The sequence below is a fragment of the Streptomyces sp. NPDC057474 genome (assembly GCF_042802555.1).
Taxonomy (GTDB): domain Bacteria; phylum Actinomycetota; class Actinomycetes; order Streptomycetales; family Streptomycetaceae; genus Streptomyces.
The window spans coordinates 1-26,195 of the sequence record NZ_JBHVDX010000016.1 but is presented as its reverse complement, the minus strand read 5'-3'; the positions used below and the strand labels follow the sequence as shown (position 1 = coordinate 26,195).

The following is a 26,195-nucleotide window of genomic DNA, read 5'->3' as shown; positions in this document are numbered from 1 at the left end:
ACGAGTCACCGCCTGGAGAGAATCAGAGCATGGGTAAGCCAGACTTGAACGACCGGCTCCGCCCACTGTGGGAGGAGCACCGGCGCGCGCCGTTCCCCGGCCGCTTCCGCGGTGTGGACATCGCAGGCGTGGAGCTGGTCCTGCTTGATTCAAGCGTTGCGGGTCTGGTCATGGGAGAGCTGAGCGGCGGGCTGGATCATGACGAAGTCGCGATCCTCTGGGCGTGCATCACGGACCTCGACAAGGTCTTGCCCCTGATCGATGACGAGTACTGCAGGGACTACTACGCACGACTGCGGGTGCTGGCCGAGCTTGTCGCACCGAGGTACATACCCAGCGCAATCTGAGGTCTCCATCCGCGCCGACGTCAGGTCAGTGGAGTCTCAATGGGCGAGTCAAGGGCCGTCGAGTGCGATCAGTAGCCGAAGAAGTGAAGAGCCGGGTCTCTGGCCTGCAATTACATGAACGATCAACGCTGTGAACTGCGACTTAGCTGTCGGCGGTTGTTAGCGTTGGTTGTTGTTGAGCACCCTTCGACGGCCCGACGACGGCCCCGAGACTCCGTTCGGGGCCGTCGCCAGTCTGGAAGATCGCGTATCCGCTGGTGGGCTGAGCTGGCAAAGCGGTGGCCTGTGGGGTTCTGTGCGTCCCCGTCATTTCCCGCTGGTCCCCGCCTGCTCTGGCACGCGAGTGGGACTTCGCAAGAGGATGGCAGGATGAACGATGGGCCGTCAGAGACGGGCGAGCGAGAGGGTGTTGCGTGAGCGTTGGAGGGGGCTTCATGGCTGCGGACTGGCTTGATGGACGAGGGTTCAACCTCCTAACGATCATCATTGCACTTGTCGCCTTGGTTGCTGGCGTGGTGGGCGTTCTCTACGCCCGGCGAGCGCTTTTCCCGGCAAATCGTGCCATCTCGTACAGGATGGACATTTCCAGACTTTTGGCTGGCGACGCGCATGCCCTCCCCGGAGCTCTTACGGTCAACTACAACGGAGAGCATCTACGGGATCCACACGTCGTCAAGCTCCGCTTGCGGAGCACGGGGCGTCATGCAGTAGCGAGTGAGCACTACGACCAGGGGCGACCGATCAAGTTCGACTTGGGTCGCCTAGTCGTGCTACTGGATAGCCCTACGGTCAGCGCATTCGAAGTGAGCGGAAGCCAAGTCAAGTACGGCCCCGAACTGATGCCTGCCGGGCAGTCTGTGACTCTCTCCCTGATCACTGAGGGCAAGCCCCGGCTATCTGTGGAGCATTACTTCATTGACACAAAAGTGATCAATGAGACTCCGGAGCCGTCTTCCTCAGACCGAATGATGCGCCGTGAAGCGCTTCCGGCAGTGCTGGGCATGGCTTCAGCTATCGCTGCAGTGGTGGCGACCGTTCTGGAGGCTGTCAATCGATAGGTCGGCGGAGCGACTTTGGGCTGGAGCTGCTTTGGGGCGAGTGATCATGGCCCCGTAAGCTCATGGCGAGTCGGGCAGTCAGTGGACCTGCCCGTAAAGCACGACGTTGGGGCCATGATCTTCGAGGCTCGCCCCAAAGTGGCTGCCTAAAGTCGTGGAGCCGACCGCCCCAGCCACGACGTGTTCTGACCACATGCCGCCAGCCAACCCTAACCAGGGCGCGCGTCGGCGTCGGCGGCGCCGAGCGGGCCGAAGGCAGGAGCGCGGGCGCGGCCAGAGCCGGGAAGCGCGCCCGGCGGAGCGGAGCGCAGCCGGGGCTTGAACCAGTAGAGAAAGTTGTAACTCAGTCGGACTGTTGGGGCTGTTCAGCCTCGGTGGATGCTTGTCCGGCTGGATTCACCTGGTGGGCACCGTGGCCTGTGGCGCGGAACTCGTCCAGTAGCTCGAAGAACATCTCCAGGGCAGGCACGTCGGTCTGCTCTGCCCTGCGTTCGATCTCGACCGCCCAACCCAGTGAGCTGGGGTATGCCATCCCTAGGCGGCTCCACAGCCACTGGGCGAACGGCCCTTGGCTCCCGGCACGAAGGTTGCAGTCCTCGTCGAGGCCATGGACCCCAAGGGCCGCTGTGTAACCGATCAGCATGGACTCCAGGTGCAGGAGCGACCCGCCTCGCACCCACATGCCCGGACGCAGCCTGACTTCGTCCAGGAAGTCGTACATATCTGTCAGCTCGTTCAGCTGTCTGAGCCTCCGCGTGGCCTTCCCTGCCTCTGTCATAGGGCCACGCTAATGGAGGCCGTCACCGCTGATGGCCGTCGTCGAGCGGCTTGAAGTCGTATGCGCATACCGGAAGTTGGGTGCCCTGCCGGTGTGCCAGTGGCAGGAAGATCACGGGGCGGATTGTCCATGTGATGCGGGTGGTGAAGAGGGTGACGGACACGGTGCAGGGCTCTGAGCGCAGGAGGGCTCGTCGTGTCTCTATGCGGCCGTCGTACAGCCACTGCCATGCCTGCTCGGATGCTTCTGGGTCGAATGCCGGTGAGATGGTGCGGAGTGCGACGGCAACCCATCTGTCTGCCTGGGGTGCCGAGTAGGCGTCGAAGGACGCTCGAAGTACCAACTCGCCCTCGTCGGTGAGTTCTTCGGTCCAGCACTCGCACCAGTAGCCCCGGTGGGCTTCGTCCTTCAGCACAGGTGGTCTCCCGGTCGGGGGCCGGTGAACAGTTCCGCGGTGACCGTGTAGCCGCCCTCGCTGCCGTGGACGATGACCCGGTGGGCGAGTGCGGTGACCATGCCCAGGCCCCGGCCGTGTTCGGCCTCGCCGTCCTGGTGCTCGGCCTTCGGGGCAGTCCCTGTTCCTCCGCCGTCCGTCACCGACAGGGCGATCACCTGCCGGGAGACCGCGAGGGCGAGGTGGAAGCTGCCGGATTCCATGCCGCTGGCCGTGTGGAGGATCGCGTTCGCGCTCAGCTCGCTCACGATCAGTTCGGCGTCGTCGGCCATGGGGGATCCGCGCAGGATGTCGCGGGTCCAGCGGCGGGCCCGGCTCACCTCTTCCGGAAATCCTGGGCAAGTGAGTCCCCAGACCCGGGCTGTGCTCGTATACTCGTGCATACAAGTTCCTTCATGCTGGTAGGCCGCCATGTGCAGCGGGTTCGGGCTAGACGAGTTTCACGCCGTCGTGGGCGCGGATGGCCGGCGGGGATGCCGCGTCCAATGCGTCCAGGACGCGGATCGCGTATGCCTCGTCGGCAAGCTCGGTGACTTCATCACGGGTGGCCCAGCGCAGTGCGCGGGTCTCGTCGCCGGTGGTCGGCGTGCCGTCGGCCGCCTCGCAGCGGAAGACCAGCGAGACGATCAGGCCCGTCATGTTCTTGTAGACGCCGGTCAGGGTCGCGGGAAGCGCGATCTTGATGCCGGTCTCTTCGAGGACTTCGCGCTGGAGGGCTTCGGGGAGGGTTTCCTCGCGTTCGAGGATGCCGCCCGGGGGTTCCCACTTGCCGTTGTCACGGCGTTTGATCAAGAGGGCGCGGCCCTGGTCGTCGACGATGACTCCGGCGACGCTCACGGAGTGCGGACGGTCAGTGCTCACGTTCCTCGGCCCTCTCGGCTGGCTAGGCTCTCCACCGTAGCAACAACAATCGCCCACTCGTCTAGATATCTAAAGGAGTACACGTGCCCTCTCTTCCTTCCGGCTTCCTCGGTGATCTCGATCCCACGAGTGATCGTGCGGTCTTTCGGCAGATCGCCGACCAGCTGCGCGAGGCCATCGACCGTGGGCGGTTCAAGGAGGGTGAAAAACTGCCCTCGGAAGCTGAGCTTGTTGACCACTACGGGGTATCCCGGATGACGGTCCGCAACTCCTTCTCCGTCCTCCAGGGCGAAGGGCTCGTGCACGCCGAGCACGGCAAGGGCGTCTTCGTCCGGCCCCGGCCGCCCGTGCGGCGACTCGCCTCCGACCGGTTCGCCCGGCGCCACCGGGAACAGGGCAAGGCTGCCTTCATCGTCGAAGCCAACGCCGCCGGCAGTCACCCGCAGGTCGACAGCCTTGAGGTCAAGGAAGAAAAGGCCAGTCAGGACGTCTCGACACGGCTTGGCTCCGTGCGTCGGGTGCTGGCTCGTCGGCGCCGGTATCTGCTCGATGGACGGCCGGTCGAGTTCGCCACCTCTTATCTCCCCCTCGACATCGCGCGCGGTACGCCGATCGCTGAGCTGAACCCCGGGCCCGGCGGGATCTACGCCCGGCTCGAAGAGCTGGGGCACCGGCTCGACCACTTCGAGGAGGAGATTCGCGCCCGGATGCCCTCGCCCGCTGAGGTGAAGACGCTCCGGCTGGCCTCCGGTGTGCCGGTGATCCACCTGATCCGGACCGCCTTCGACGCCGAAGGGCGAGCTGTAGAGGTTTGCGACACAGTCATGGCGGCGGATGCCTACGTGCTGTCGTATCAGCTTCCGGCGACGTGATGGGGTGATGTGCGGTGGTGCGCGGGGGACGCTTCTCCGACTCGTACACCCCAACAAGCATACTCGTATAGACGAGTGGGCAAGTGGTGTGGCAGGGTGGTCAACGTGAGCCCGGAGATCGGGTTCGCAGGTCCCTTCATGTATAGACGAGTAGATGGGTGAATTGCCTTGCGTACCATTCGTGTTGAGACCTCGGCCGCGACGATCCTGCTCACTGAGGCCCCTGAGCCCAAGGTCCGGGACCGGCAGACGGGCGAGATCGCCAAGGACGCCGTCAGCGGGGAAGCGCTGATGACGCTCGGCGTCGTCTACATCGAGGACGGGGAATCGTCGCTGGTCAAGGTCACCGTGCCTGAGGGCGGTGTGGCCGAAGGGCTGACGCTGGGGGCGCCGGTCTCGCTGCCGGGGCTGGTTGCCCGGCCGTGGGAGAGCGTGTTCAACGGGCAGCAGCGACACGGCATCGCCTTCCGCGCCGCCGCCGTGACTCCGGCCGCCTTCCCGGCCGCCATGGGGGCCACCGCCTGATGAGCGACCTGGTGACACTTCTGGAGGTGGGTGGTCCTGTCGCCGTACTCAGCGGCGGGGCCGCCTACACCCGGGCCAAGCACCCCCGCGTGTACTGGCCCACGGTCGGCCTGCCGATATCCACCGCCCGGCTCCTCGGCTCGTACGGCTCGGTCATGGAGGCATGCGGGCTGACCGTGGCGCCGTCCCGGCTGCGGGTCCTCGCCGTCAAGGCCACCACCCGGCGGGAGGTCCGGCCGGTACCGCCTCGGCGGGGCATCATCCGGCCCACCTCGACCGGGCTGCGGCTCCGGTTGCGCCTCGCTCCCGGGCAGGAACCCGCCGACGTCGCTGCCTCGGCCGAACGGCTGCGGCACGCCTGGGGCGTTCACGCCGTGTACGTCTCGACCGTCAAGCCGGGCGTGGTCGAACTGCGGCTCGTCGGCTTCGACGTGCTGCGAAACGTGCGAATGCCTCGTAAGGCCGCCGCCGAACTCCTCAAGGTACCCGTGGCGCTGCGGGAGGACGCCACCCCGTTCGTGCGCGACTACCGCACCATTCCGCACCAACTCACCCTCGGTGCCACGCTGTCGGGGAAGTCCATGTACCTGCGCCACCTGGTCATTGGACTGGCCCGGCAGTCCGTCGCCCTGGTCGGTATCGACTGCAAGCGGGGCGTGGAGCTGGCGCCGTTCGCCTCCCGGCTCTCAGCCCTCGCTACCGATCCCGACGAAGCTGCCGAGCTGCTGCCCGTGCTCGTCAAGGAAATGGAGGACCGCTACGACCTGATCAAAGCCCGGCAGGGCATTGCCCCGGGCACACCAGACGAGGAGATCACCTCCGACATCTGGGGCCTGCCCGAGAGCCAACGCCCGGTGCCGATCGTGCTGTTCGTCGACGAGGTGGCGGAACTCTTCCTCGTCGCCACCAAGAAGGACGAGGAACGGCGGGACGAGATGGTCACCCAGCTCATCCGCCTCGCCCAGCTCGGCCGCGCCGCCGGGATCTACCTGGAGGTCTGCGGACAGCGCTTCGGCGCCGAGCTGGGCAAGGGCGCCACCATGCTCCGGGCCCAGCTCACCGGCCGGGTCTGCCACCGCGTCAACGACGAAGCCTCCGCGAAGATGGCACTCGGCGACATCGCCCCTGAGGCGGTCTTCGCCGCCTGCGCCATCGCTCCCGAACTGCCCGGCCTGGCCGTGGCCGGTGACACCTCCGGCGGCTGGTCCCGCATCCGCACGCCATACCTGTCCCTCGGCGCCGCTGCCGGGATCTGCCGGGACTCGGCCCATCTGGTGCCCGACCTGCCCACGCTCAAGCCCTTCCGGCCCGACATCCCCGTACGGCCCGTGGAGTCCTCGGCCCCGACGGTGCAGCCGCACCCGGTGACCGACTGACCTTCGCCCACCCCTCACCCCGGTCGGCGTGACCGCCTCGCGCCAACTCCCTACCCCCGCCATGCCTGAAACCGGAAGGAGCCGCACCATGCGCGCCCAACTGGCCCGTGTCGACGCGGTGCTCGTCCAAGCGCTCATCGCCGCCGCGCTGTCCTTCGCCCACCTGCACGACATCGCCTCGGCTGCCGGTCAGGACGGGTGGAAAGCGTGGGCCTATCCCGTCTCGGTCGACCTGCTGCTCGTCGCCGCCTGGCGCCGACTGCGGACCGGTGAGGCGAAAGCGGGCGGGTGGTGCTGGTTCGTCATCGCCCTCACCGCCTCCCTCGGCGCGAACGTCGCCACCGCCGGCCTACTCGACCTCAACGATGTCCCGGCCTGGCTGCGCATCCTCGTCGCGGGCTGGCCCGCCGTCGCCTTCCTCGGCGGAACCCTCCTCGCCCACACCGCCCCCGCGACAACCGGCCAAGACCACAAGGACCGCGAGGACACGGAGCACACCGTGGACCAGGGGCACGCGCCCGAACTCGCCTCCGAGGAACCGCCGCCGACACCACCGGCCATCGAGCCACCGCCGCCCGAGCGGCCCGCCGTACCCGTCCCGGCCGCCCTGGTCGAACACGCCCGCAAGGTCGCCGCCGAACACCACACCCGCACCGGAACACCGATCGACACCCCGACCCTCCGGGCTCGCCTCGGCGTCCCCGCGCCCATGGCCGAAGCCATCGCCGCCCACCTCGCCCCGACCGGGAGCTGACCCGTGCCCCTCTTCTCTTTCAACACCGCCGCCGACTACCTCGAAGCAGCCCGCGAGATGGCCCTCAGCGGTCGGACCACGCTGGCCCGGCTCCTCGCCGAAGAAGCCGCCGACCGCGTCACGGACCCCGCCGAAGCCGCCCGCATCCTGCACGACTTCCCCGGCCCCAGCCTGCGGCAGGAGGGCTGAGCATGCCCAACCGCCGCTTCCGCAATGTCACCCGCATCGGCCCCGTCCAGGTCGCCACGGCGTATGACGGCCGGGGCCGTGAGAAGCACACCGCCGCCTGTACGGCTCCGCGCTGCGGCTTCTCCGCCGACTACGACAGCCGCGCCGCCGCCGAGCTGGCCGCCCGCACCCACCGCTGCCCCGTCCGCTGAAAGGACCTGCCCACCGTGACCGTCAGCCTGCCCCTCGTCGTCATCCTCGGCTTCTTCGCCTGGGGCGCGGTCAAGTTCCTCGGCGTCCGCACCTGGGTTGTCGTCCTGATCGCCCTCTTCGGCTTCTACCTCTCGCAGACCTTCCTCGCCCCCGCCATCGAATCCGGCACGCGCTCCGGCGTGGACGTCATAAACGGCTCACATACCTAGACGAGTAGATAAGGAGAGTCCGACCGTGTTCCTGCCCAAGTACCCCGACAGCCCCACCCCGCCGCCCGCACACACCCACGCTCCGGCTGATCCGGCGCCCGTACGACGCTCGCTCCCGGCAGTCCAGATCAGCCCCGCAGTCGTGGCGGCCGTGGTCGTGGGCGGTGTCGTCCTCACCGCGCTCCTGGCCGCCGTCGCCGTCTCGGCCATCTCCGTCGCCATCGCGGCCGTGGTCCTGCGCTCCCTGATCCGCGAGCAAAACCGGCGCTGAACGCGCCCGACACCCGGGGCGGCACACACGACCAAGCATCCGCCGCCCCGGGGCCATCACTCCTGACCGAGCCAGTCAGAAGGAGAATCGCCATCTTCCCCCGCACCACACCGCCCCCGCTCCCGGAACTCGCGAAGCTGGCCGAGCACGGGACCCTGCCCGGTATCCTCCGTCAGCTCTCAGGACTCGGCGGCTGCGTCAACCCGATCCGCCTCGACGGCCACCGCACCGAGCACGACGTCGACACCACGACCGGCGAGATCGGCCGCGTCCTCCAGCACCTCGACTCCACCGACCTCCCGGCCGGCCAACTCCTCGTCCGCTGCAACAACCGCCGCACGACTCGGTGCGCGGCCTGCTCCGAGGTCTACCGCCGCGACACCTTCCACCTGATCACCTCCGGCCTGCGCGGCGGCAAGGGCGTCCCCGAACACGTCGCCACCCACCCACGCGTCTTCGCCACCTTCACCGCACCGAGCTTCGGCCCGGTCCACAACCGCCCTACCAGCGGGCGCCCCTGCCGCTGCGGCACCCGCCACGACCAGGACGACGCCGCACTCGGCACCCCGCTCGACCCGGACACGTACGACTACGAAGCGGCCGTTCTCTGGAACGCGCACGCCGGTCCGCTCTGGCGTCGTTTCTCCACCTACCTGCGCCGAGAGGTCGCCAAGCGCGCGGGCCTGTCACAACGCCGATTCCGCGACCACGCCCGCGTCTCCTTCGCCAAGGTCGCCGAGTACCAAAAGCGCGGCGCCGTCCACTTCCACGCCGTCATCCGCATCGACGGCCCCACCGGCGGCGACACCCCGCCCCCGGCTTGGGCCACCGCCGAACTCCTCACCGACGCCATCGAGGCAGCGGCAGTCAAGGTTCGCGTGGACGGCCCGGTCATCGACGGACGCGCCCACACCTTCACCTTCGGCCGCCAACTCGACGTGCGCACCATCCGCTCCGCCGACTTCAACGACGGCCAGGAGCTGACCGAGCGCGCGGTCGCCGCGTACATCGCCAAGTACGCCACCAAGGGCGCCGAAACCGCCACGGGAGCTCTCGACCGACCGCTGAAGTTCGCCGCCGAACTCGCCCAGCTCGACATCAGCGACCACGCCCGCCGACTCATCCGAACCGCCTGGGCCCTCGGCGCCCGCAAGGATCTCGAACACCTCCGCCTGCGCGCCTGGGCCCACATGCTCGGCTTCCGCGGCCACTTCTCCACCAAGTCCCGCCGCTACTCCACCACCCTCGGCGCTCTCCGCGACGCCCGCGCCGAATGGCGCCGCGCCCAAACCGCAACGGCCAACGGACCGGCGCCCGACACGACGTACGTCCTCGCCCACTGGGTCTTCGCCGGAACCGGCCTGTCCGACACCGAAGCCTGGCTCGCCGAATCCCTCGCACCCGCCCCCGGAACAGAAGGAGAACCGACGCATGCGTGATGACGAGCTGTTGACCGTGGCTGACGTCATGGCGCGACTCAAGCTCGGCCGGTCGACGGTCTACGACCTGATCCGCTCCCGTCGGCTGCCTTCGATCACCATCGGCCGGTGCCGCCGCATACCCGCGCGGGCCCTCAGCGACTACATCACCCACGAAATGGAGGCGGCAGCCTGATGGCCGGCCAGCGCAAGCGCAACCCGAACGGGGCGGGCACGATCACCAAGCGCAAGGACGGTCGCTTTCAGTGCGCCGTCTACGTGCTCCAGCCGGACGGCACCCGCGCCCGCAAGTTCGCCTACGGCAAGACCTGGCAGGAGTGCGACACCAAGCGCCGCGAGCTGCTCGCCAAGGTCGATCAGGGCGTGCCCGTGCCGACCCGCTCGGCCAAGCTCTCCGAGTGGCTGCCGTACTGGCTGGACAACGTGATCAAGCCTCGGCGGAAGCTCAGCACGTACGACAAGTACGAGTCGCACGTCCGGCTCTACCTGGTGCCGATGCTCGGCGCGAAGCGGCTGGAATCCCTCAGCGTGGCCGATGTACGCCGTTTCCTCGTCCGCCTGGAGAAGGAGAGCACTGCGGCAACAGCCAAGGAATCGCACCGCGTTCTGCGTTCCGCTCTGTCATCCGCCTGCCGAGAGGAGCTGATCGCGCGCAATGTCGCCAAGCTCGTCGAGCCGCCGCGTACGGACAATCGGGAGCTGATGCCCTGGAGCCTGGACGAGACGCTCGACTTCCTCGCTGCGTCCCGCAGAGACCCGCTCTACGCGGCCTTCGTGCTCGCCATCGCCATGGGCCTGCGCCGGGGAGAGATCATCGGTCTTCGCTGGTCTGACCTCGACCTCGAAAACCGCGTCCTCTACGTCCGCCAGCAGACCCAGCGACGCCGTGGTGTCCTGTACGACGACGACCCCAAGAGCCGTCGCCGACGTGTCGTCCCTCTGCCCGCGCTCTGCGTCGCCCCGCTGCGCTGGCACCGGATGCGGCAGACCGCCGCTCGTGCGAAGGCGGGGGAGCAGTGGCACGAGTCGGGCTACGTCTTCACCACCCGCACCGGCCGCCAGGTCGAGCCTCGGAACGTCTACCGCTCCTTCACCCGCGTCGCAGAGTCCGCCGGCCTTCGCGTCATCCGGCTCCATGACGCTCGCCACGGCACCGCCACGCTCCTCACGGCTGCCGGAGTCGCGCCCCGCGTCGTGATGGAGATCCTCGGGCACAGTCAGATCAGCATCACCATGGACGTGTACACGCACGTCGTGCAGGACACGCAGCGCGAGGCGATCAGCCACATGGACCGCCTGCTCAAGCGGCGGCCGGTTGCGAGTGACCGCCCGCGTTGATGTCAAAAGTGGATGTCAAAGGCCCCGGACCATGATCGGTCCGGGGCCTTTTGGCTGGTGCCCCCGGCAGGATTCGAACCTGCGACACCCGCTTTAGGAGAGCGGTGCTCTATCCCCTGAGCTACGAAGGCGGGGGCTTGTGGGAAACCTTGCTGAAAACCCAGGCTGCGGATCTTCGACGAGGAGCACAAGCCCGCTGGTCAGACGTGGTGCGACGCCCTCCGCAGAGTCACTCAAGCAGACAGCATGACGTACCAGCGACCGACCAGGGATAGCGTAGCGGATGCGCGCCAGCGAGGGGCCTTTGTATAGGGGCAGGAGAGCGCCACGGCGAGCTAGAGTGCCCCTGACCTGGTGTTTCTATGGTTTGCAGTGAATGGTTGGTGGACGTTGTGGGCGCCGGGACCGAGGGCGGTTGGACCGTTCTGCTCCCTGCGTCAGCTTGTGGGGCTACTTGGCGCTGTCTCGCAGCGCCTGGCATGACAGGTCGCACCTTGCTCCCCGGCGGTAGGGGTCTCGTGCGATCCACGCAGACCCGGAGCTCACGGTCGCTGGCGCGGTACCAGGCCAGGCCCGGCAACAGGGCGGGAGAAGCCGCAAGGCGGACCAACATCAGACTGCGCATGGAGGATCAGCCGACAGTTCTGGCTCATCGTTTTCTCAATCGGTCGAGTGCAGATTGATTTAGTCGGTTTCCATCGACCCGCATGGAAATGGCTTATCAGCGACGATCCTCAGTCGTTGTCGGGCACCATCGAGACCACGACCTTGCCGGCCTTGGTGCGGCCCTGCTCGACGTGCGCCATCGCCTCGAGTGTCTGGTCGAACGGGAAGGTGCTGTCGATGACCGGGCGGAGTTTCCCGCTGTCGTAGAGGGCGCCGAGTTTGCGCAGCTGGGAGCCGTTGGCCTGCATGAAGAAGAACTGGTAGCGCACGCCCAGCGCCTTCGCCTGCTTACGGATCTTGCGACTGAGCGCGTTCATGACCAGACCCAGGAAGGAGGGGGCGCCGAGTTGCTTGGCGAAGCCGGCGTCCGGCGGGCCGACGACACTGATGGCCAGGCCGCCGGGCTTCAGTACGGTCAGCGACTTCTCGAGGTTCGCTCCGCCCAGGGAGTCCAGCACCAGGTCGTAGCCGGACAGTACCTTCGAGAAGTCCTCCTTGGTGTAGTCGACGACGACGTCGGCGCCGAGGCTCCTGACCAGCTTCTCGGTGTCGGTGTTCGTGGTCGTCGCCACCGTGGCGCCAAGGTGCTTGGCGAGCTGGATGACCGTCGATCCGAGGCCACCGGCACCGGCGTGGATGAGCACCTTCTGACCCGGCTTCACATGGGCACGGTCCACGAGAACCTGCCAGGCGGCCAAGGCCACCAAAGGCACTGCGGCCGCCTCTTCGAGGGTGAGCGAGGCCGGCTTGGGCGCGACATCATCCATGTCGATCGCGATGAACTCCGCGAAGGCTCCGATCCGCAGGTCGCGCGGACGGGCGTACACCTCGTCGCCGACTTCGAGGCCGTGTACGGCGGAGCCGACCCGCGTCACGACGCCGGCCACGTCGTGGCCGAGTACGAACGGACGCTTGTACTTCAGGAGCTGCTTGAACTCCCCGTTGCGGACCATTTTGTCCAGCGGGTTGATACTGGCGGCGCTCACTCTGACCAGGACGTCGCGGTCCCCGACCATGGGCTCGGGTACCTCTGCGGCGCGCGCGCCGTCCTTGCCGTACTTCTCGACGACGATTGCCTTCATGCCGGCCGCCATTCTGTGTGGGGGTTTCTGGTGGTCGATGTGATTCTTCGCGCAGGTCCCCTTGCGCGCCCGTTTCTCGCGTGCGGCCGGGTTGATGTACTGGTCATGACGCTACCGGCTGAGTATAGAAAAGTAAACTCAGGAGGATTGGGGTCACCCTTACGGATGCGGGGACCGAAGTTCTTCAGGGCGCCGGCAGGGACCCCCGTCTCAACAGGGACATGCCGAACTGCTCGATCGCCAGGACCCTTGAGGTCGTGGGTGTGGGGGGCGGTCCAGGAAGCGTGGGGCGCCCAGTCCGCGCCGCGGACGCGCACGCGCCGGATCTCGGCGGACGGGAGCGGATCGACGGCGTCCTGGGCGATCAGTGCCGGCGCGGCTGCGGGATCGGTGGTGATGCTCGTGGTGCCGGCAGGCTCCAGGCGTCCGTTCGTGATGGCTGTGTGCAGGGTGGTTCGGGGGCTGGGCTGCTGCTCGGTTGAGCGTTGTGACGGCGCTGGATGCGGGTAGCCAGCCGTCGGCGGCCGGGAGTCCGGCTCGGTCGACCGTCTCGTGCAGTCGTCGGCCCGACGCTGGGACGGCGGCAGTGGGCGGGGCTCTGCAAGTTCGGTTTCGGGAAGTACGTCCTTGCCGCCGCAGGGAAAGCAACCCCCTTGACGGGACCAACAACCCTGCAACTACGTGGCGTTGGGCCACAGCCGTCTAACCCGTGTTCAGGATTTCGGTCAAGGCCTGTGTTGTGCGGTCAGGGCTTTGTGGGTCGACGCCAGGATCTTCTCCGACAGCTCTGTTCCCGCCGTGGCCCGGGCGAGCAGGATCGCGCCGACCAGGGTGGCCACCACGGGAAGGCCGTCGTTGGCGTCGGTAGACAGCCACGCGGCGAATTCCTGGACCCCGGCTGCGTACGTTTCGCGCACCTCCCCGGCTGTGGGCTCGCGAGCCATGTCCCCTGCGAATCCCGCGGTGGGACAACCGGCGCCGGGCTGGTCACGGTGCTCGGCCGACAGGTAGAAGTCGACGAGGGCGCCGCGCGCGGTGTCGTGATCGCCGTGCGCCGTGTCGAACGACGCCAGGAGTAGGTCTAGGTCCCCGAAAGCGGCTTGAGCCGCCTCGGCCACCAGGGCCTCCTTGGAGGGGAACTGCTTGTAGAAGCCGCCCGTGGTCAGTCCGATGGACTTCATCAGATCGGCGACGCTGATGCCGTTCACGCCCCGCTCCCGGAAGAGCTGGGAGGCCGCGGCGACCGCGCGCCTACGGTTCTCGAGCGCTTGCGCTTGGGAAACGCGACTCATCAGTCACCCCGCGATAGATAGTGAAGTGCATCTATCATATGCGAAGCGCCGGGCGGCCGGCCACGGAACCCTCTTCCGTACGGATCCTTCTCTGCCGCAGGGCGAGAAGCTCGTGGGCCCGCGTCCGAACCGGCAGTGACTTCCGCCCGTGTGATGCCTCCGTTCCCGGGTGCGGTCGCGAGAAGGTGCCGATGCGAAGTCTCGTGCAGCGCATGCGTGGCGACTGAACGGGCCTGTTCGATCCCCTTTGGTGACACGTGGGTCCTATACCTGGGGACCTGAGCCTGTACGCAGCAAGCCGAGGGGTTGTCGAAGCCGGAGACCGTGCTGCTCGCCCTCAAGCGGCCGGGGGTGATCCGGCGCCGGTCGGAGGCGGCTCGCGTTGTGCTCGGCGTGTGTGCAGCGTGCGTGTCTCCGCAGGGGTGTCGTTCGCCGTGCCCGTGCCCGTGCGCTCGTCGTGAGGGCCGTACGCGAAACCGTCCGTGCCGTGCCGACCATGCGCCCGGGGGGTCCCCATTCGGACCTGATCGACGCCCGACTCTGCGGCCCCGCGTTTGCGCGTCGAGCAGTCTCCGGCGGCGGGCGGCGGGCGGCGGACATTGACTGGATCGCTTTAGATACCTATCGTAATCTAAAGAGAGGTCGACGCCTCGGCCCTCTCCTCATCCGCCGGACCAGAAATGAGATCCACCCCATGACCACGCAGAACAAGACCGCTGTCGTCACCGGCGCGTCCGCCGGCCTGGGTTCCGCCTACGCGCAGCGTCTTGCCGACCGGGGCTACGACCTGATCCTGGTGGCCCGGAACGCTGCGCGGCTGGAAACGCTGGCGTCGGACATCCGCAGCCGCACGGGCCGCGCCGTGGACATCGTCACCGCCGACCTCACCGATGCGGCGCAGATCTCCGTGGTCGAGGAGCGTCTGCGGACCGACGAGAGCATCGCGGTGCTGATCAACAACGCCGGCGGAGGGCTGTTCACCCCGCTGGCAACCTCCGACGCCGCGGCCTCCGTGGCGCTGATCAACCTCAACGTGACCTCGCTGACCAGGCTGACCACCGCGGTCCTGCCGGGCCTGACGGCCCGCGGGCACGGGACCGTGGTGAACATCTCCTCTGCTCTGGCTCTCAACATCCTGCCCGTCAGCGCCGTCTACAGCGGCACCAAGAGCTACGTGCTGACGTTCACCCAGGCCCTGCAGCAGGAGCTCGCCGAGAGCCCCGTCGTGGTCCAGGCCGTGCTGCCGGGCGCTGTCCGCACGGAGTTCTGGGACGGCTCCGGCGCCGACCTCGGGGCGTTTCCCGATGAGTGGATCATGAGTGCGGACGACGTCGTCGACGCGGCGCTCGCCGGCCTCGACGCCGGGGAGCCCGTCACCATCCCGTCGCTGCCGGAGATCAGCGACTGGGAGTCGTTCGAGAAGGCGCGTCAGACCCTCGTCCCGAACCTGTCGCTGAGGGTCCCGGCCGATCGCTACCGCGGCTGACCACCGCTCCCAATCCGGTGCCGCAGTCCCTTGGTGACTACGGCACGGCCGCTGCTGTACACGACCGATGCGTCCTGCGGCGTGGGGGAAGACCGACGCGCTCGGCGATCTCCCTCCTGTCCAGACAGCCGGGGCCCAGCCCTCCATGGCGGCGGTCGCGTGCGTGGCAAGCCCCTCCGCACCGTCGACTGCCCCTCCACGCGGTCCGCCTTCCATGGTGGAAGGTCACCAGGCCCGTCCGGCCGGTCACCGCCTACGCGCTACTCGCGCCAGCCCGCCAGCCCGCAACTCTCTCGCACCCCTTTATTTTGAGGAAACATCCATGTTGAACGCCCTGTGGACCCCGATCGTCGCTGGGGAGATCTCCCTGCCGCACCGGCTGGCGATGGCCCCCATGACACGGGACCGGTCCACCCCGGAAGGCATACCCACCGAGCTGAACGCCGAGTACTACGCCCAGCGCGCCTCGCACGCCCTCATCATCACCGAGGGCACCCAGCCCAACGCCGACGGCCAGGGCTACCCGCTCACCCCCGGCATCCACTCCGAGGAGCACATCGCCGGCTGGCGCAAGGTCACCGACGCCGTACACAAGGCCGACGGTCGCCTCGTCATCCAGCTCATGCACGCCGGACGGATGTCCCACCCCGACAACACCCCCCACCACCGGCAGCCGGTCGCCCCCTCCCCGGTCCAGCCGGCGGGCGAGATGTTCACCGCCACCGGGCTCCAGGAGATGCCGGTACCGCGCGAGCTGTCCACCGAGGAGGTCGCCGCGACGGTCGAGGACTTCCGGCGCGCCGCCGCGGCCGCCATCGCGGCAGGCGCCGACGGCGTCGAGATCCACGGCGCCAACGGCTACCTCGTGCACCAGTTCCTCGCCACCAACACCAACCAGCGCACCGACCGCTACGGCGGCTCCATCGACAACCGCATCCGCTTCGCAGTCGAGGTCGCCACCGCCGTGGCCGAGGAGATCGGCGCCGGCCGCACCGGCCTCCGGATCTCTCCCGGAAACCCGTTCAACGACATCGCGGAGAGCGACACCCAGGAGCTGTACCCGGCACTCGTACGCGCCCTCGCCCCGCTCGACCTCGCCTACCTGCACATCGGCCACGGCGGCGACGACGAACTCCTGCACACCCTCCGCAAGCTGTGGCCGAACACCTTGGTTCTCAACCGGGCCGGCACCGACATCGCCACCCGCGCCAAGGACATCGAAGACGGCCTGGCCGACATCGTCACCGTCGGCGTGATGGCCCTCGCCAACCCCGACCTGGTCGAGCGCGTACGCACCGGCGCTCCGCTGAACACCCCCGACCCCGACACCTTCTACGGCGGCGGCGATGCCGGCTACACCGACTACCCCACCCTCACCGGCTGACAAACCCACCCACACCGCCTGACAAAACCCGGCGATATCGGTCCTGACGGGCCGGTATGCCCACATGTCCCCATGGAGGTACCACGTGTCTGAGCACCCTGCTGTTGAACTGAGCCCGGAAGCGACCGCGTTCGCGGAATGGTTGGCCACAGGGGCGAAGCCCCCGTCCGAGTTGGAGGCGGCGCGCATCCAGGCGGAGCAAGTCCATCTCGCGGCCCGGGAGCCGGAAGGCGTCACCTATCGGGAGGTGGACGCGGGTGGCGTGCTGGGAATCTGGTGCGAACCCGTCGACGCCAACACCGACTACGTCCTCCTGCACACCCACGCCGGGGGCTCCGTTCTGGCGTCGGCACACGTCGACCGAAAGCTCGCAGGCCATATCGCCAAGGCCGCCGGGGCCCCCGTACTGGTACTGGACTTCCGGCGAGCACCGGAACACAAGTACCCCGCTCAGGTGGACGACGCGGAGGCGGCCTTCAACTGGCTGCTCTCCGAAGGGTATGAGCCGGGAAACATCATCACGATCGGCCACTCGATCGGCGGGTTCATCGCCGTCGCCCTGGCGCTTCGCCTCCGCGACAAGAAGCAGCCCCTGCCCGGCGCCATCGTGTCGATCTCCCCCTGGTGCGACCTCGAGATCGCCAACGAGACCATCGCGACCAACGCCGAGACGGACAAGATCCTCAGCAAGGAACTGCTGGAGTTCTTCCGGGATGCCTGGATCGGCGGCACCGGCATCGAGTTCACGGACACCCGGATCAATCTGAACCGGGCAGACCTGAGCGGCCTGCCCCCGACCCTCGTCTCCTGGGGAACCTACGAGGTCCTGGCCGGCGAGGACGAGGAGTTCGCCGCCCGCGTCAAGGACGCCGGAATCGACACGGCGACCGTCGTGGTGCCCGGAGGCCAGCACTCGTACGTCTACGGTGCCGGCCGCATTCCGGAGACCGACGCCGCCATCGCACAGATCGGCGCGTGGGTCCGCGAGAAGACGAAGATCTGAGCGAGCGCTACCGGCGGCAGTCGCAAGATCCGCACGCCTGCCGGATCGGGACGGTGGACGGACGCCGACATACCCGCGGTCGCACGCAGGTCCGCGACGCCCGCGCCCTCGCCCCGGTCCGGCAGCCGACGGTCGGGACGGCCGACCACGACGGCGGCCTCAGCAGCGCACGCACCGCCGCGCGAGTCTCATGTAGCTGCGCGCCAGCCTTACCCCATAGGTTCCGCCGCACCGGCTGTATGACCGTCCCCACTCTCGACGCCGGCCACCCGCCGGTGGCCAGACGATTCCGTACACCCTCGATGAGGGAAAGAACGAGGACCCGATGAGCGTCTTCCACCCCGATCTCAAACGAGGTCGCTTCCTCCCCAATGTGTCCTACGGACGTCTGTCGTCGCGCATCGTGCGGAGCGTGAAGTGGCGCGCGACCGATCCAGGGCCGGACGTCACGGTTCAGGAGATCGTCGTGCCCGGGCCCAAGGGCGCACCGCCCGTCTCGCTTCGCGTCTTCCAGCCGACCGGCTTGAAGGCAGCGGCTCCGGCACTGCTCTGGATTCACGGAGGCGGGCTGATCTTCGGCGCACCCGAGCAGGACGACCGTACGAACATCGCCTTCGCCCGCGAGCTCGGCATCACCGTCGCCGCGGTTCGCTATCGACTGGGGCCGGACCACCCCGCGCCCGCCGCGGTCGAGGACGCCTACGCCGCGCTGCGTGGACTGGCCGAGCGGGCGGGCGACCTGCACATCGACGTCGACCGCATCGCGATCGGCGGTGCCAGCGCGGGCGGCGGAATCGCCGCGGCCCTCGCGCTGCTCGCCCATGACCGGGCCGAGATCCGGCCGGTGTTCCAACTGCTCCTCTACCCCATGCTGGACGACCGCACGACGACGAGAACCGACCTGGACACCCTCAAGGTGCGCGTGCCGCACGTGTGGTCGGCTTGGGCGGCGAAGGTGGGCGGCTTGGGCGGCGAAGCAAACGCCGTCCGCCGGGTAGGACGCCTGCCATTGGCTCGTTGCCCTGGAAGACCCCTCAGGTCCGATGCCGGACATCGAAGTGCGCGGAGTGCGCGGTCAGTTTGCCGAGCAACCCGATGAGGGTCTGCTGCTCGTCCTCACTGAGGGCGCCCGCCCACTCCTGTTCACGTGCGTTGTGTGCCTGGAAGGCAGTGGTGATCGCATGCAGTCCGGCCTCGGTGAGGCCGAGCTGGACCGCGCGCCCGTCGTAGGAGGCGCGCTCCTTGCTCACCAGTCCGTCCCGTTCCAGTGTGTTCACCAGCGCCGACACGGCGGCTCGGCTCATGCCGGACAGCTCCGCGACCTTCTTCGCCTCGACCGGGCCCGACAGCCAGATGGCGAACAGCACCCTGAAGCCGGGCCATGACCAGCCGCGAGGCCGGTGTACGGCGGATTCGAGGTCGTAGACGAGCATGTTGGCCGCGCGGTGGAGGGTGAGAACCATCCGCATGGCGAGCGGGTCGATGCCGGCAAGTTCCCGCGATGCCCGGTCGACGGCGTGGTCGATGAACGACCAGAAATGCAGGCGGTCGGCATCCAGCGGTTCCGGTTCCTGGGTCACAGTCGGAGTCTAGGTCGGGCGGCAGCACGGGACCGCACTCGGGAAGCGGGGCGTGCGTCGGCCCTCCGTCCAGGTGTCCGGGCCGTAAAAAACCTTCGCCCGAGGGCTTCCCCAGAGTTGCCGACGGGGGTACGGTCCCCAATTAATCAAAGCATTGATTACATGCTCTGAGTATTAGTCGTCCTGTTTTGTCCCCTGGGTCTGTCAGGGGGCAGGTCTCCTCCCGGCCGTGCGCCCCGATGCGCGGGCGGGTAGCCCTGGTCGGTCCGCCTTGTCCGTCGACGGGGACGGGGACGGTCCGGGCGATCGATCCCAAGGAGCCTCGTATGCCCGAAGCACTCGCTCCCCCCAGTCCCGGCGCGCTGCGTGCCTGCATGTCCCGTTTCGCCACCGGCGTCACGGTGGTGTCGTACGCCACCGACAGCGGTCCGCGGGGCGCCACCATGAACTCCTTCACGTCCGTGTCCGCCGAACCGCCGCTCGTCCTGGTCAGCGTCGCCCGCCGGGCCCGCTGCCACGACCAGCTGGCCGACGGGCCCTTCTGCGTGAACATCCTCGGCGCCGAACAGGAGCAGGTGGCCCGGCTGTTCGCCGGGGCCCCGAGCACCGCGGAGCCCCGGTGGGCGGAGGGCGCGCGCGTCCCCCGGCTGGCCGACCCGCTCGCCTGGGTGGAGTGCGAGCCCTGGCGTGCGTACGACGGCGGCGACCACACCCTGGTCCTCGGCCGCGTCACCGACCTCGGTCACCGCGACGGCGACGCCCTGACCTACGCCTGGAGCCGTTTCGCCTCCACGACCGAGTCGACCGACGGCATCGAGCACCTCTTCTGAAGCTCTTCCGCCCGTCCCACCCCCTCTCAAGCCCCACCGCACTCCCCAGGAGAACCGCCATGGCCGCACGCACCGGCAAGGAATTCCTCGATCGCCTCTCCCAGTCCCGCCCGACCGTGCACATCCAGGGCGAGACGCTCACCGGAGGAATCCAGGAACACCCCGCTTTCCGCAACGTGGTGCAGACCTACGCCGAGCTGTACGACCTCCAGCACAGCGACGCACACAAGGACGTCCTCACGTACGCCTCGCCCACCTCCGGTGAGCCGGTCGGCACGTCCTTCCTCACTCCGCGCACACCCGACGATCTCGTCAAGCGCCGTCAGGCGTTCAAGGTGTGGGCCGACCACAGCAACGGGATGCTGGGCCGCACCGGCGACTACATGAACAGCTCCCTGATGGCGCTCGCCTCGGCCGCCGACTGGTTCGCCCAGGCCAATCCCGCCTTCGGCGAGAACATCCGCCGCTACTACGAGAAGGCCCGCGAAGAGGATCTGCTGTGCACGCACACGCTGATCCCGCCGCAGGTCAACCGGGCCGTGGCCGGCACCCAGCAGGCGGGCGGCAAGCTCGCGGCACGCATCGTGAAGGAGGACGACAACGGCGTGGTGATCCGCGGGGCGCGCATGCTCGCCACCATCGCCCCCTTCGCCGACGAGATGCTCGTCTTCCCCTCGACCGTGCTCCGCGGCACCCCCGAGGACAAGCCGTACTCGTACGCCTTCGCCATCCCCAACGACACCCCCGGCCTGCGCTACATCGCCCGCGAGCCCCTCGACTACGACCGCCCGCGCCACGACCACCCCCTCGCCTCCCGCTTCGAGGAATCGGACTGTGTCGTCGTCTTCGACGACGTGCACGTGCCCTTCGAGCGCTGCTTCGCCCTCGGCGACGCCGAACTGTGCAACGGCTTCTACTCCCAGACGTCCTCCGTGGTGCACATGACCCACCAGGTCGTCACCCGCACCACCGCCAAGACCGAGTACATCCTCGGGCTGGTGACCCTGCTCACGGAGGCCATCGGCATCGAGCAGTTCCAGCACGTCCAGGAGGACATCGCCGAGATCATCAGCACGCTGGAGACGCTGCGTGCCTTCCTGCGCGCGGCGGAAGCCGACGCCGAGGTCAACGAGTACGGGGTGCTGACCCCGGCCTGGGCCCCCCTCAACGCCGCCCGCAACCTCTACCCCAAGCTCTACCAACGCTTCCCGCAGATCCTGCGCAAGCTCGGCGCCTCCGGCCTGATGGCCACCCCGACCGAACTCGACATCAACGGCCCGGCGGCCGCCGACATCGAGGCCTACCTCCAGTCGGCCACCCTCACCGGCCCCGAGCGCGTGAAGCTCTTCCGTCTCGTCTGGGACACCTGCATCTCCGCCTTCTCCAGCCGCCAGGCCCTCTACGAGTACTACTTCTTCGGCGACCCCGTCCGCATGGCCGGCGCGTACGTGAAGTCGTACGACCGCGAGCCGTACAAGGCGAAGGTCCAGGACTTCTTGAATCAGCGCAGCCTGGAGCGCTCCCGATGACGCACCCCCTGGGGAACCCCCCGTCGAAGATCATCGCTGTCCATCTCAACTACCCCAGCCGGGCCAAGGAGCGCGGCCGGATCCCGGCCCAGCCCTCCTACTTCCTCAAGCCCCCCTCGTCGCTGGCAGGCACCAAGGAGGCCATCGTCCGCCCGGAGGGGTGTGAACTTCTCGGGTTCGAAGGTGAGATCGCCCTGGTCGTCGGCAGCCGGGCCCAGCGGGTGCGGCCGGAGGACGGCTGGTCCCACGTGCGGTGGGTGACCGCCGCGAACGACGCCGGCGTCTACGACCTGCGGTATGCCGACCGCGGCTCCAACCTCCGCTCCAAGGGCGCCGACGGCTTCACCCCGATCGGGCCGCGACTGCTGGACGCCCGCCAACTCGCCCCGGACGCACTTCGGTTGCGTACCTGGGTCAACGGCGAACTCGTGCAGGACGACACCACCGACACGCTCCTCTTCCCCTTCGGACAGCTCGTCGCCGATCTGTCGAGACTGGTCACCCTGGAGCCCGGGGACGTCATCCTCACGGGCACTCCGGCCGGCGCGTCCGTCGTCTCCCCCGGTGACACGGTGGAGGTAGAGGTCACCGGCAGCGGGCAGTCCACCGGGCGGCTGCGCAACCCCATCGCCTCCGGGCCCGCGCTGGAGACGTACGGAGCGATGCCGAGGACGGACGCGGCCGAACGCGAGGCCGCCCACGGAGCCGCGTTCGCCCCCGAGCCACTGCTCGACGAACGCATCGAGCGAGGACTGCGTTCGGTCGCGGTCGCCACACTCAGCGCACAGTTGCGGGGGCGCGGACTGCCGCACATGTCCATCGACGGGGTACGTCCCACACGGCCGGACACGAAGATGGTCGGCGTCGCCCACACGCTGCGCTACCTGCCGCTGCGCGAGGACCTGTTCAAGCGGTACGGCAACGGCATGAACGCCCAGAAGCGGGCCATCGAGCAGTTGCGACCCGGCCATGTGCTGGTCATGGACGCCCGCCGGGACACATCCGCCGGCACGATCGGCGACATCCTCGCCCTGCGCGCCCAGCAGCGCGGCGCGGCCGGGGTGGTCACCGACGGAGGCCTGCGCGACAGCGTCGCCGTCACCGAACTGGGGCTGCCCGTCTACCACGGCGGAGCCCATCCCTCCGTCCTCGGCCGCCGCCATGTGCCGTGGGACACGGGAGTGCCGATCGCCTGCGGCGGAGCCCTCGTGCAGCCCGGCGACCTGCTGGTGGGCGACGCGGACGGCGTGGTCGTCGTGCCTCCCGAGCTGGCCGAGGACCTGATCACCGACTGCCGGGAGCAGGAACAGCGGGAGCGCTTCGTCACCGAGCAGGTGCGCGCCGGGCACGACATCGACGGCCTTTACCCCCTCGGTCCCGACTGGCACGAGCTGTACGAGCGGTGGCACAAGCACGTATCGCGTCGTCCCATGTCCGCCCGCCGCTCACCTCTCCCACCGACGCGGGCCTGTCGAAGATCCGCGCGCTGCTCCGCGAGGGCGGAGACCTCACCCAGCAGATCGGAGCCACGCAGTGAGCACCACCCCTGAGTACCTTCCCTCCGTGATCCCGCACTGGATCGGCGGTGCCCTCGTCGACGCCGGGGACGGACGCACCTTCGACGTCGCCGACCCGGTCTCCAACACGGCCTACGCACAGGCCGCGCGTGGCTCCGCGGCCGACGTGGACCGGGCGGTGACGGCTGCCCGGGTGGCGTTCCCGGAGTGGGCCGGGCTGTCCAACCGGGCGCGCGCGGGTGTCCTGTACCGGATCGCCGACGCCGTCGAGGCCCGTCATGACCGGCTCGCCGCCTTCGAGTCGTTCGACTCCGGGCTGCCGATCACGCAGGCCCGCGGCCAGGCGCGGCGGGCCGCCGAGAACTTCCGCTACTTCGCGGATGTCATCGTGGCCCTCGGCGAGGAGGCGTTCCGGCAGGGCGACGACCAGTTCAGTTATGTGGTGCGCACGCCGGTGGGGGTCGCCGGGCTGATCACTCCCTGGAACACCCCCTTCATGCTGGAGAGTTGGAAGCTGGCACCCGCGCTGGCGTCCGGCTGCACGCTGATCCTCAAGCCGGCCGAGTGGACCCCGCTGTCCGCGTCGCTGTGGCCGGAGATCTTCGACGAGGCAGGCGTGCCCGCCGGGGTGGTGAACATCGTCCACGGCATCGGCGAGGAGGCCGGCCAGGCCCTCGTCGACCACCCGGACGTACCGCTGATCTCCTTCACCGGCTCCTCCGACACGGGCCGGCACATCATCCGGTCCTCCGCCGAGCACCTGAAGACGGTGTCGATGGAGCTGGGCGGCAAGTCCCCGGTCGTCGTCTTCGCCGACGCCGACCTGGAAGCCGCCCTGGACTCGGTCGTGTTCGGGGTGTTCTCCCTCAACGGCGAGCGCTGCACGGCAGGTTCACGCGTACTCGTCGAGCGCCCGCTGTACGAGGAGTTCACCCGGCGACTGGCGGAGCGGGCCGCCAACGTACGCGTCGGGCTCCCTTCCGACCCGGCCACCGAGGTCGGCGCGCTCGTGCACCCCGAACACTACGAGCGCGTCCTGAGCTACGTGGAGATCGGCAGGAAGGAGGGCCGTCTGGTCGCCGGTGGCAGCCGTCCCGACCACCTCGCCGACGGCAACTACCTTCAGCCCACCGTCTTCGCCGACGTCGAACGCGACGCCCGTATCTTCCAGGAGGAGATCTTCGGCCCGGTCGTGGCCGTCGCTCCCTTCGACGACGAGACCGAGGCCGTGGAACTCGCGAACGCCACGCAGTTCGGTCTGGCCGCCTACGTCTGGACCTCGGACCTCAAGCGCGGCCACCGCATCGCGCACGCCGTCGAATCCGGCATGGTCTGGATCAACTCCCACAACGTCCGCGACCTGCGCACGCCTTTCGGCGGGGTCAAGGCCTCCGGCGTCGGCCGCGAGGGCGGCGCCCACAGCATCGACTTCTACACCGAATCGAAGATCGTCCACGTCGCCCTCGCCGAGGTGCACACCCCCCGCTTCGGAGCCACGTCATGACCGCCTCGAACGCCCCCGACGTCATCCGGTCCGCCTACGCCCAGCTCGCCGTCACCGACCTCGGTGCCGCCCGCTGGTTCTGGGCCGACATGCTCGGCTTCCACATCCAGTACGAGGACGCCGAGTCGCTGTACCTGCGCGGCACGGACGAACTCACCCACCACTCGCTGGTGCTGCGCAAGGGCGACCTGGCGGCTCTCGACCACATCTCCTATCGCGTCCGCACCCCGGAGGACGTCGACAAGGCGGAGAAGTTCTTCGCCGGACTCGGCTGCCCGGTCAAGCGGTTGAAGAAGGGCGAGGGGACGCACGGTGTCGGCGACGCGGTCCGTGTCATCGACCCGCTCGGCTTCCCCGTGGAGTTCTTCCACGAGATCGAGCGCGCCGAGCGCCTCATCCAGCGCTACGACATCCGCCACGGCGCCGAGATCGCCCGCCTGGACCACTTCAACATCTGCACCCCCGACATCCCGGCCGCCTACGCCCACTACCAGTCCCTCGGCTTCGGCTGCTCGGAAACGATCGAGGGACAGAGCGAGGACGGCGAGCACGAGCTGTACGCCGCCTGGATGTACCGCAAGCAGACCGTCCACGACGTCGCCTTCACGGGGGGTGCCGGGCCGCGCCTGCACCACGTCGGGGTGGCCACCCACGAGTCCCACCAGGTACTGCGCGCTGCCGACATCTTCGGCTCGCTGCACAAGGAGCACCACATCGAACGAGGCCCCGGCCGGCACGGCGTCTCCAACGCCTTCTACCTCTACCTCCGCGACCCCGACGGCCACCGCGTGGAGATCTACACCTCGGACTACTACACCGGTGACCCGGACCACGAGACGTACCGCTGGAACGTGCGCGACGACCGCCGCCGCGACTTCTGGGGCAACGCCGTCATCGAGTCCTGGTACAAGGAGGCCGTCCCCGTCCTCGACCTGGACGGACGCCCGCGGCCCGTGACCGACACCGTCCTCGACGAGTCCGCGGTTCAGGTGGGCGCGGACGGCCTCGGCTGACGCTCCGGGCGGTGCGGGGACCCGGAGGTGCTTCGCGCCCTTCCGGGACCCCCTCGCCGCGCTCACGACAGACAAGAAATCTTCTTATACATCCTATTCATGACACTTTGTAAAAACCGGATATGCCAGTTAGTATCCGGCGGCACGCCTACCTGCCGGCTTGCCGAAGGGCCCGCAGAGGAGACCCATGCCCGCTCTGCCCCCTGGCCGTGGTGTATGTGAGCAGCCCTGTGGCGCTCGGCGCAGTGGTCGTGCTCACGTACACGGGTCTCGGCTGCTTCACCCTGTTCATGGCGACCATCCCCGCGGAGACCGTCCCCCGTGGCGCGCTGGCGACCGCCCTGGGCCTGGTCATGGGCATCGGGGAGCTCGCCGGCGGTTTCCTCGCCCCGGTGATCGCCGGGTGGGCCTCCGACAACTGGGGGCTTGAGACGGCCATGTACATCTCGGCGGCGGGTGCCGTGTTGGTCGTCCTGCTCGCGCTCGGGCTGAAGGAGACGGCTCCCGCCGTCCTGCGCAGGAAGAACGCGGCGGCGGTCGGCGCCGGCGCCACGGAGCGAGCCACGAGCGCACCCGCCGTGTCCTGACTCCGCCCCCCTTTCTGCGACTCACGCGACGGGCCAGGACCACCTCGGTGGTCCTGGCC

General features: G+C 68.5%; 30 protein-coding genes and 1 tRNA gene. 23 read left to right on the top strand and 8 right to left on the bottom strand.

The features are described from left to right. The first annotated feature begins 29 nt into the window (after positions 1-29). Both ACFU53_RS06915 and ACFU53_RS06910 read left to right on the top strand, forming a co-directional pair. Positions 30-347 (top strand): hypothetical protein, encoded by a 318-nt coding sequence (locus ACFU53_RS06915; RefSeq protein WP_383986837.1) that lies wholly within the window; start codon positions 30-32, stop codon positions 345-347. 434 nt (positions 348-781) lie between these two features. Continuing rightward, positions 782-1,405, top strand: coding sequence for a hypothetical protein (locus ACFU53_RS06910; protein WP_383986834.1), 624 nt, complete (start codon positions 782-784; stop codon positions 1,403-1,405). Positions 1,406-1,748: 343 nt separating this feature from the next. On the opposite strand, the gene ACFU53_RS06905 is transcribed toward ACFU53_RS06910, so the two are convergent. From ACFU53_RS06905 to ACFU53_RS06890, 4 genes are read right to left on the bottom strand one after another with little or no spacing between them, the layout of a single operon-like run. Continuing rightward, a complete protein-coding gene (locus ACFU53_RS06905) occupies positions 1,749-2,183 on the bottom strand; it encodes a hypothetical protein (protein WP_383986831.1) in 435 nt (144 codons plus the stop codon). Positions 2,184-2,205: 22 nt separating this feature from the next. Then, a complete protein-coding gene (locus ACFU53_RS06900; RefSeq protein ID WP_383986828.1) occupies positions 2,206-2,598 on the bottom strand; it encodes a hypothetical protein in 393 nt (130 codons plus the stop codon). Beyond that, positions 2,592-3,020 carry an ATP-binding protein gene (locus tag ACFU53_RS06895; RefSeq protein WP_383986825.1) on the bottom strand — a complete coding sequence of 143 codons (429 nt, stop codon included), beginning with the start codon at positions 3,018-3,020 and terminating at the stop codon, positions 2,592-2,594. The genes ACFU53_RS06900 and ACFU53_RS06895 overlap by 7 nt, the downstream gene beginning before the upstream one ends. 46 nt (positions 3,021-3,066) lie before the next feature. Continuing rightward, on the bottom strand, positions 3,067-3,474 hold the full coding sequence (locus ACFU53_RS06890; RefSeq protein WP_383986960.1) for an NUDIX hydrolase: 408 nt from the start codon (positions 3,472-3,474) through the stop codon (positions 3,067-3,069). A gap of 107 nt (positions 3,475-3,581) precedes the next feature. Here ACFU53_RS06890 and ACFU53_RS06885 point away from each other — a divergent pair, with 107 nt between their 5' ends. The 11 genes from ACFU53_RS06885 to ACFU53_RS06835 all read left to right on the top strand — a co-directional run bounded on the left by ACFU53_RS06885 (position 3,582) and on the right by ACFU53_RS06835 (position 10,663). After that, positions 3,582-4,370, top strand: a complete 789-nt coding sequence (locus tag ACFU53_RS06885) for a GntR family transcriptional regulator (protein ID WP_383986822.1) — start codon at positions 3,582-3,584, stop codon at positions 4,368-4,370. 168 nt (positions 4,371-4,538) lie between these two features. Next, a complete protein-coding gene (locus ACFU53_RS06880; RefSeq protein ID WP_046709300.1) occupies positions 4,539-4,895 on the top strand; it encodes a hypothetical protein in 357 nt (118 codons plus the stop codon). Then, a complete protein-coding gene (locus ACFU53_RS06875) occupies positions 4,895-6,271 on the top strand; it encodes an FtsK/SpoIIIE domain-containing protein (RefSeq protein ID WP_383986820.1) in 1,377 nt (458 codons plus the stop codon). The genes ACFU53_RS06880 and ACFU53_RS06875 overlap by 1 nt, the downstream gene beginning before the upstream one ends. 88 nt (positions 6,272-6,359) lie before the next feature. Continuing rightward, positions 6,360-7,025: a DUF2637 domain-containing protein gene (locus ACFU53_RS06870; RefSeq protein ID WP_383986817.1), complete on the top strand. Its 666-nt coding sequence runs from the start codon at positions 6,360-6,362 to the stop codon at positions 7,023-7,025. A 3-nt stretch (positions 7,026-7,028) separates the two neighbouring features. Beyond that, positions 7,029-7,214, top strand: coding sequence for a hypothetical protein (locus tag ACFU53_RS06865; RefSeq protein ID WP_383986814.1), 186 nt, complete (start codon positions 7,029-7,031; stop codon positions 7,212-7,214). A 2-nt stretch (positions 7,215-7,216) separates the two neighbouring features. Next, positions 7,217-7,405: a mobile element transfer protein gene (locus tag ACFU53_RS06860; RefSeq protein ID WP_383986811.1), complete on the top strand. Its 189-nt coding sequence runs from the start codon at positions 7,217-7,219 to the stop codon at positions 7,403-7,405. Positions 7,406-7,420: 15 nt separating this feature from the next. Further along, on the top strand, positions 7,421-7,615 hold the full coding sequence (locus ACFU53_RS06855; protein WP_383986808.1) for a hypothetical protein: 195 nt from the start codon (positions 7,421-7,423) through the stop codon (positions 7,613-7,615). A 25-nt stretch (positions 7,616-7,640) separates the two neighbouring features. Then, on the top strand, positions 7,641-7,886 hold the full coding sequence (locus ACFU53_RS06850; RefSeq protein WP_383986805.1) for a SpdD protein: 246 nt from the start codon (positions 7,641-7,643) through the stop codon (positions 7,884-7,886). 155 nt (positions 7,887-8,041) lie between these two features. Next, entirely contained in the window at positions 8,042-9,325 is a 1,284-nt protein-coding gene (locus ACFU53_RS06845) for a replication initiator (protein ID WP_383986957.1), read from the top strand. Continuing rightward, a complete protein-coding gene (locus ACFU53_RS06840) occupies positions 9,318-9,500 on the top strand; it encodes a helix-turn-helix domain-containing protein (protein WP_037705495.1) in 183 nt (60 codons plus the stop codon). The genes ACFU53_RS06845 and ACFU53_RS06840 overlap by 8 nt, the downstream gene beginning before the upstream one ends. Then, positions 9,500-10,663: a tyrosine-type recombinase/integrase gene (locus ACFU53_RS06835; RefSeq protein ID WP_383986802.1), complete on the top strand. Its 1,164-nt coding sequence runs from the start codon at positions 9,500-9,502 to the stop codon at positions 10,661-10,663. Before ACFU53_RS06840 ends, ACFU53_RS06835 begins: the two co-directional genes overlap by 1 nt. Before the next feature lie 55 nt (positions 10,664-10,718). Here the strand turns inward: ACFU53_RS06835 and ACFU53_RS06830 are convergent. The 3 genes from ACFU53_RS06830 to ACFU53_RS06820 form a co-directional block, all read right to left on the bottom strand. Then, a tRNA-Arg gene (locus tag ACFU53_RS06830) sits at positions 10,719-10,794 on the bottom strand. 603 nt (positions 10,795-11,397) lie between these two features. Continuing rightward, the gene (locus ACFU53_RS06825) at positions 11,398-12,411 is read right to left on the bottom strand and encodes an NADP-dependent oxidoreductase (RefSeq protein WP_383986799.1); all 1,014 of its coding nucleotides are present in this window, start codon (positions 12,409-12,411) and stop codon (positions 11,398-11,400) included. Between the two features lie 725 nt (positions 12,412-13,136). Continuing rightward, the gene (locus tag ACFU53_RS06820; RefSeq protein ID WP_383986796.1) at positions 13,137-13,703 is read right to left on the bottom strand and encodes a TetR/AcrR family transcriptional regulator; all 567 of its coding nucleotides are present in this window, start codon (positions 13,701-13,703) and stop codon (positions 13,137-13,139) included. A gap of 694 nt (positions 13,704-14,397) precedes the next feature. On the opposite strand from ACFU53_RS06820, the gene ACFU53_RS06815 reads away from it, so the two are divergent. The 4 genes from ACFU53_RS06815 to ACFU53_RS06800 all read left to right on the top strand — a co-directional run bounded on the left by ACFU53_RS06815 (position 14,398) and on the right by ACFU53_RS06800 (position 18,675). Next, the gene (locus ACFU53_RS06815) at positions 14,398-15,189 is read left to right on the top strand and encodes an SDR family NAD(P)-dependent oxidoreductase (RefSeq protein WP_383986794.1); all 792 of its coding nucleotides are present in this window, start codon (positions 14,398-14,400) and stop codon (positions 15,187-15,189) included. 322 nt (positions 15,190-15,511) lie between these two features. After that, on the top strand, positions 15,512-16,573 hold the full coding sequence (locus ACFU53_RS06810; RefSeq protein ID WP_383986791.1) for an alkene reductase: 1,062 nt from the start codon (positions 15,512-15,514) through the stop codon (positions 16,571-16,573). Positions 16,574-16,658: 85 nt separating this feature from the next. Beyond that, the gene (locus tag ACFU53_RS06805; protein ID WP_383986789.1) at positions 16,659-17,576 is read left to right on the top strand and encodes an alpha/beta hydrolase; all 918 of its coding nucleotides are present in this window, start codon (positions 16,659-16,661) and stop codon (positions 17,574-17,576) included. Between the two features lie 325 nt (positions 17,577-17,901). Next, complete coding sequence (locus ACFU53_RS06800) at positions 17,902-18,675, top strand: alpha/beta hydrolase (protein ID WP_383986786.1); 774 nt, start codon at positions 17,902-17,904, stop codon at positions 18,673-18,675. Here ACFU53_RS06800 and ACFU53_RS06795 read toward each other — a convergent pair. Further along, the gene (locus ACFU53_RS06795) at positions 18,611-19,156 is read right to left on the bottom strand and encodes a MarR family winged helix-turn-helix transcriptional regulator (protein WP_383986784.1); all 546 of its coding nucleotides are present in this window, start codon (positions 19,154-19,156) and stop codon (positions 18,611-18,613) included. The two genes, ACFU53_RS06800 and ACFU53_RS06795, sit on opposite strands and share 65 nt — an antisense overlap. Positions 19,157-19,482: 326 nt before the next feature. Here ACFU53_RS06795 and ACFU53_RS06790 point away from each other — a divergent pair, with 326 nt between their 5' ends. The 6 genes from ACFU53_RS06790 (at position 19,483) to ACFU53_RS06765 (ending at position 26,136) form a co-directional block, all read left to right on the top strand. Beyond that, the gene (locus tag ACFU53_RS06790; RefSeq protein ID WP_383986781.1) at positions 19,483-19,986 is read left to right on the top strand and encodes a flavin reductase family protein; all 504 of its coding nucleotides are present in this window, start codon (positions 19,483-19,485) and stop codon (positions 19,984-19,986) included. 59 nt (positions 19,987-20,045) lie between these two features. Next, the gene (hpaB, locus tag ACFU53_RS06785; RefSeq protein WP_383986778.1) at positions 20,046-21,515 is read left to right on the top strand and encodes a 4-hydroxyphenylacetate 3-monooxygenase, oxygenase component; all 1,470 of its coding nucleotides are present in this window, start codon (positions 20,046-20,048) and stop codon (positions 21,513-21,515) included. Beyond that, a complete protein-coding gene (locus ACFU53_RS06780; RefSeq protein WP_383986775.1) occupies positions 21,512-23,065 on the top strand; it encodes a fumarylacetoacetate hydrolase family protein in 1,554 nt (517 codons plus the stop codon). The genes hpaB and ACFU53_RS06780 overlap by 4 nt, the downstream gene beginning before the upstream one ends. Continuing rightward, on the top strand, positions 23,049-24,536 hold the full coding sequence (gene hpaE / locus ACFU53_RS06775; RefSeq protein WP_383986773.1) for a 5-carboxymethyl-2-hydroxymuconate semialdehyde dehydrogenase: 1,488 nt from the start codon (positions 23,049-23,051) through the stop codon (positions 24,534-24,536). The genes ACFU53_RS06780 and hpaE overlap by 17 nt, the downstream gene beginning before the upstream one ends. Then, positions 24,533-25,549 carry a 3,4-dihydroxyphenylacetate 2,3-dioxygenase gene (hpaD, locus tag ACFU53_RS06770; RefSeq protein ID WP_383986770.1) on the top strand — a complete coding sequence of 339 codons (1,017 nt, stop codon included), beginning with the start codon at positions 24,533-24,535 and terminating at the stop codon, positions 25,547-25,549. The genes hpaE and hpaD overlap by 4 nt, the downstream gene beginning before the upstream one ends. Before the next feature lie 218 nt (positions 25,550-25,767). After that, positions 25,768-26,136: a hypothetical protein gene (locus ACFU53_RS06765; protein WP_383986768.1), complete on the top strand. Its 369-nt coding sequence runs from the start codon at positions 25,768-25,770 to the stop codon at positions 26,134-26,136. Positions 26,137-26,195 lie beyond the last annotated feature (59 nt).

Excerpts from the sequence above, each read along its gene's own strand:
- ACFU53_RS06915 (WP_383986837.1), top strand. The coding sequence starts at position 30 with ATGGGTAAGCCAGACTTGAACGACCGGCTCCGCCCACTGTGGGAGGAG.
- ACFU53_RS06910 (WP_383986834.1), top strand. The coding sequence starts at position 782 with ATGGCTGCGGACTGGCTTGATGGACGAGGGTTCAACCTCCTAACGATC.
- ACFU53_RS06905 (WP_383986831.1), bottom strand. The coding sequence starts at position 2,183 with ATGACAGAGGCAGGGAAGGCCACGCGGAGGCTCAGACAGCTGAACGAG.
- ACFU53_RS06895 (WP_383986825.1), bottom strand. The coding sequence starts at position 3,020 with ATGCACGAGTATACGAGCACAGCCCGGGTCTGGGGACTCACTTGCCCA.
- ACFU53_RS06875 (WP_383986820.1), top strand. The coding sequence starts at position 4,895 with ATGAGCGACCTGGTGACACTTCTGGAGGTGGGTGGTCCTGTCGCCGTA.
- ACFU53_RS06870 (WP_383986817.1), top strand. The coding sequence starts at position 6,360 with ATGCGCGCCCAACTGGCCCGTGTCGACGCGGTGCTCGTCCAAGCGCTC.
- ACFU53_RS06860 (WP_383986811.1), top strand. The coding sequence starts at position 7,217 with ATGCCCAACCGCCGCTTCCGCAATGTCACCCGCATCGGCCCCGTCCAG.
- ACFU53_RS06840 (WP_037705495.1), top strand. The coding sequence starts at position 9,318 with ATGCGTGATGACGAGCTGTTGACCGTGGCTGACGTCATGGCGCGACTC.
- ACFU53_RS06835 (WP_383986802.1), top strand. The coding sequence starts at position 9,500 with ATGGCCGGCCAGCGCAAGCGCAACCCGAACGGGGCGGGCACGATCACC.
- ACFU53_RS06825 (WP_383986799.1), bottom strand. The coding sequence starts at position 12,411 with ATGAAGGCAATCGTCGTCGAGAAGTACGGCAAGGACGGCGCGCGCGCC.
- ACFU53_RS06820 (WP_383986796.1), bottom strand. The coding sequence starts at position 13,703 with ATGAGTCGCGTTTCCCAAGCGCAAGCGCTCGAGAACCGTAGGCGCGCG.
- ACFU53_RS06815 (WP_383986794.1), top strand. The coding sequence starts at position 14,398 with ATGACCACGCAGAACAAGACCGCTGTCGTCACCGGCGCGTCCGCCGGC.
- ACFU53_RS06810 (WP_383986791.1), top strand. The coding sequence starts at position 15,512 with ATGTTGAACGCCCTGTGGACCCCGATCGTCGCTGGGGAGATCTCCCTG.
- ACFU53_RS06800 (WP_383986786.1), top strand. The coding sequence starts at position 17,902 with ATGAGCGTCTTCCACCCCGATCTCAAACGAGGTCGCTTCCTCCCCAAT.
- ACFU53_RS06790 (WP_383986781.1), top strand. The coding sequence starts at position 19,483 with ATGCCCGAAGCACTCGCTCCCCCCAGTCCCGGCGCGCTGCGTGCCTGC.
- hpaB (WP_383986778.1), top strand. The coding sequence starts at position 20,046 with ATGGCCGCACGCACCGGCAAGGAATTCCTCGATCGCCTCTCCCAGTCC.
- ACFU53_RS06780 (WP_383986775.1), top strand. The coding sequence starts at position 21,512 with ATGACGCACCCCCTGGGGAACCCCCCGTCGAAGATCATCGCTGTCCAT.
- hpaD (WP_383986770.1), top strand. The coding sequence starts at position 24,533 with ATGACCGCCTCGAACGCCCCCGACGTCATCCGGTCCGCCTACGCCCAG.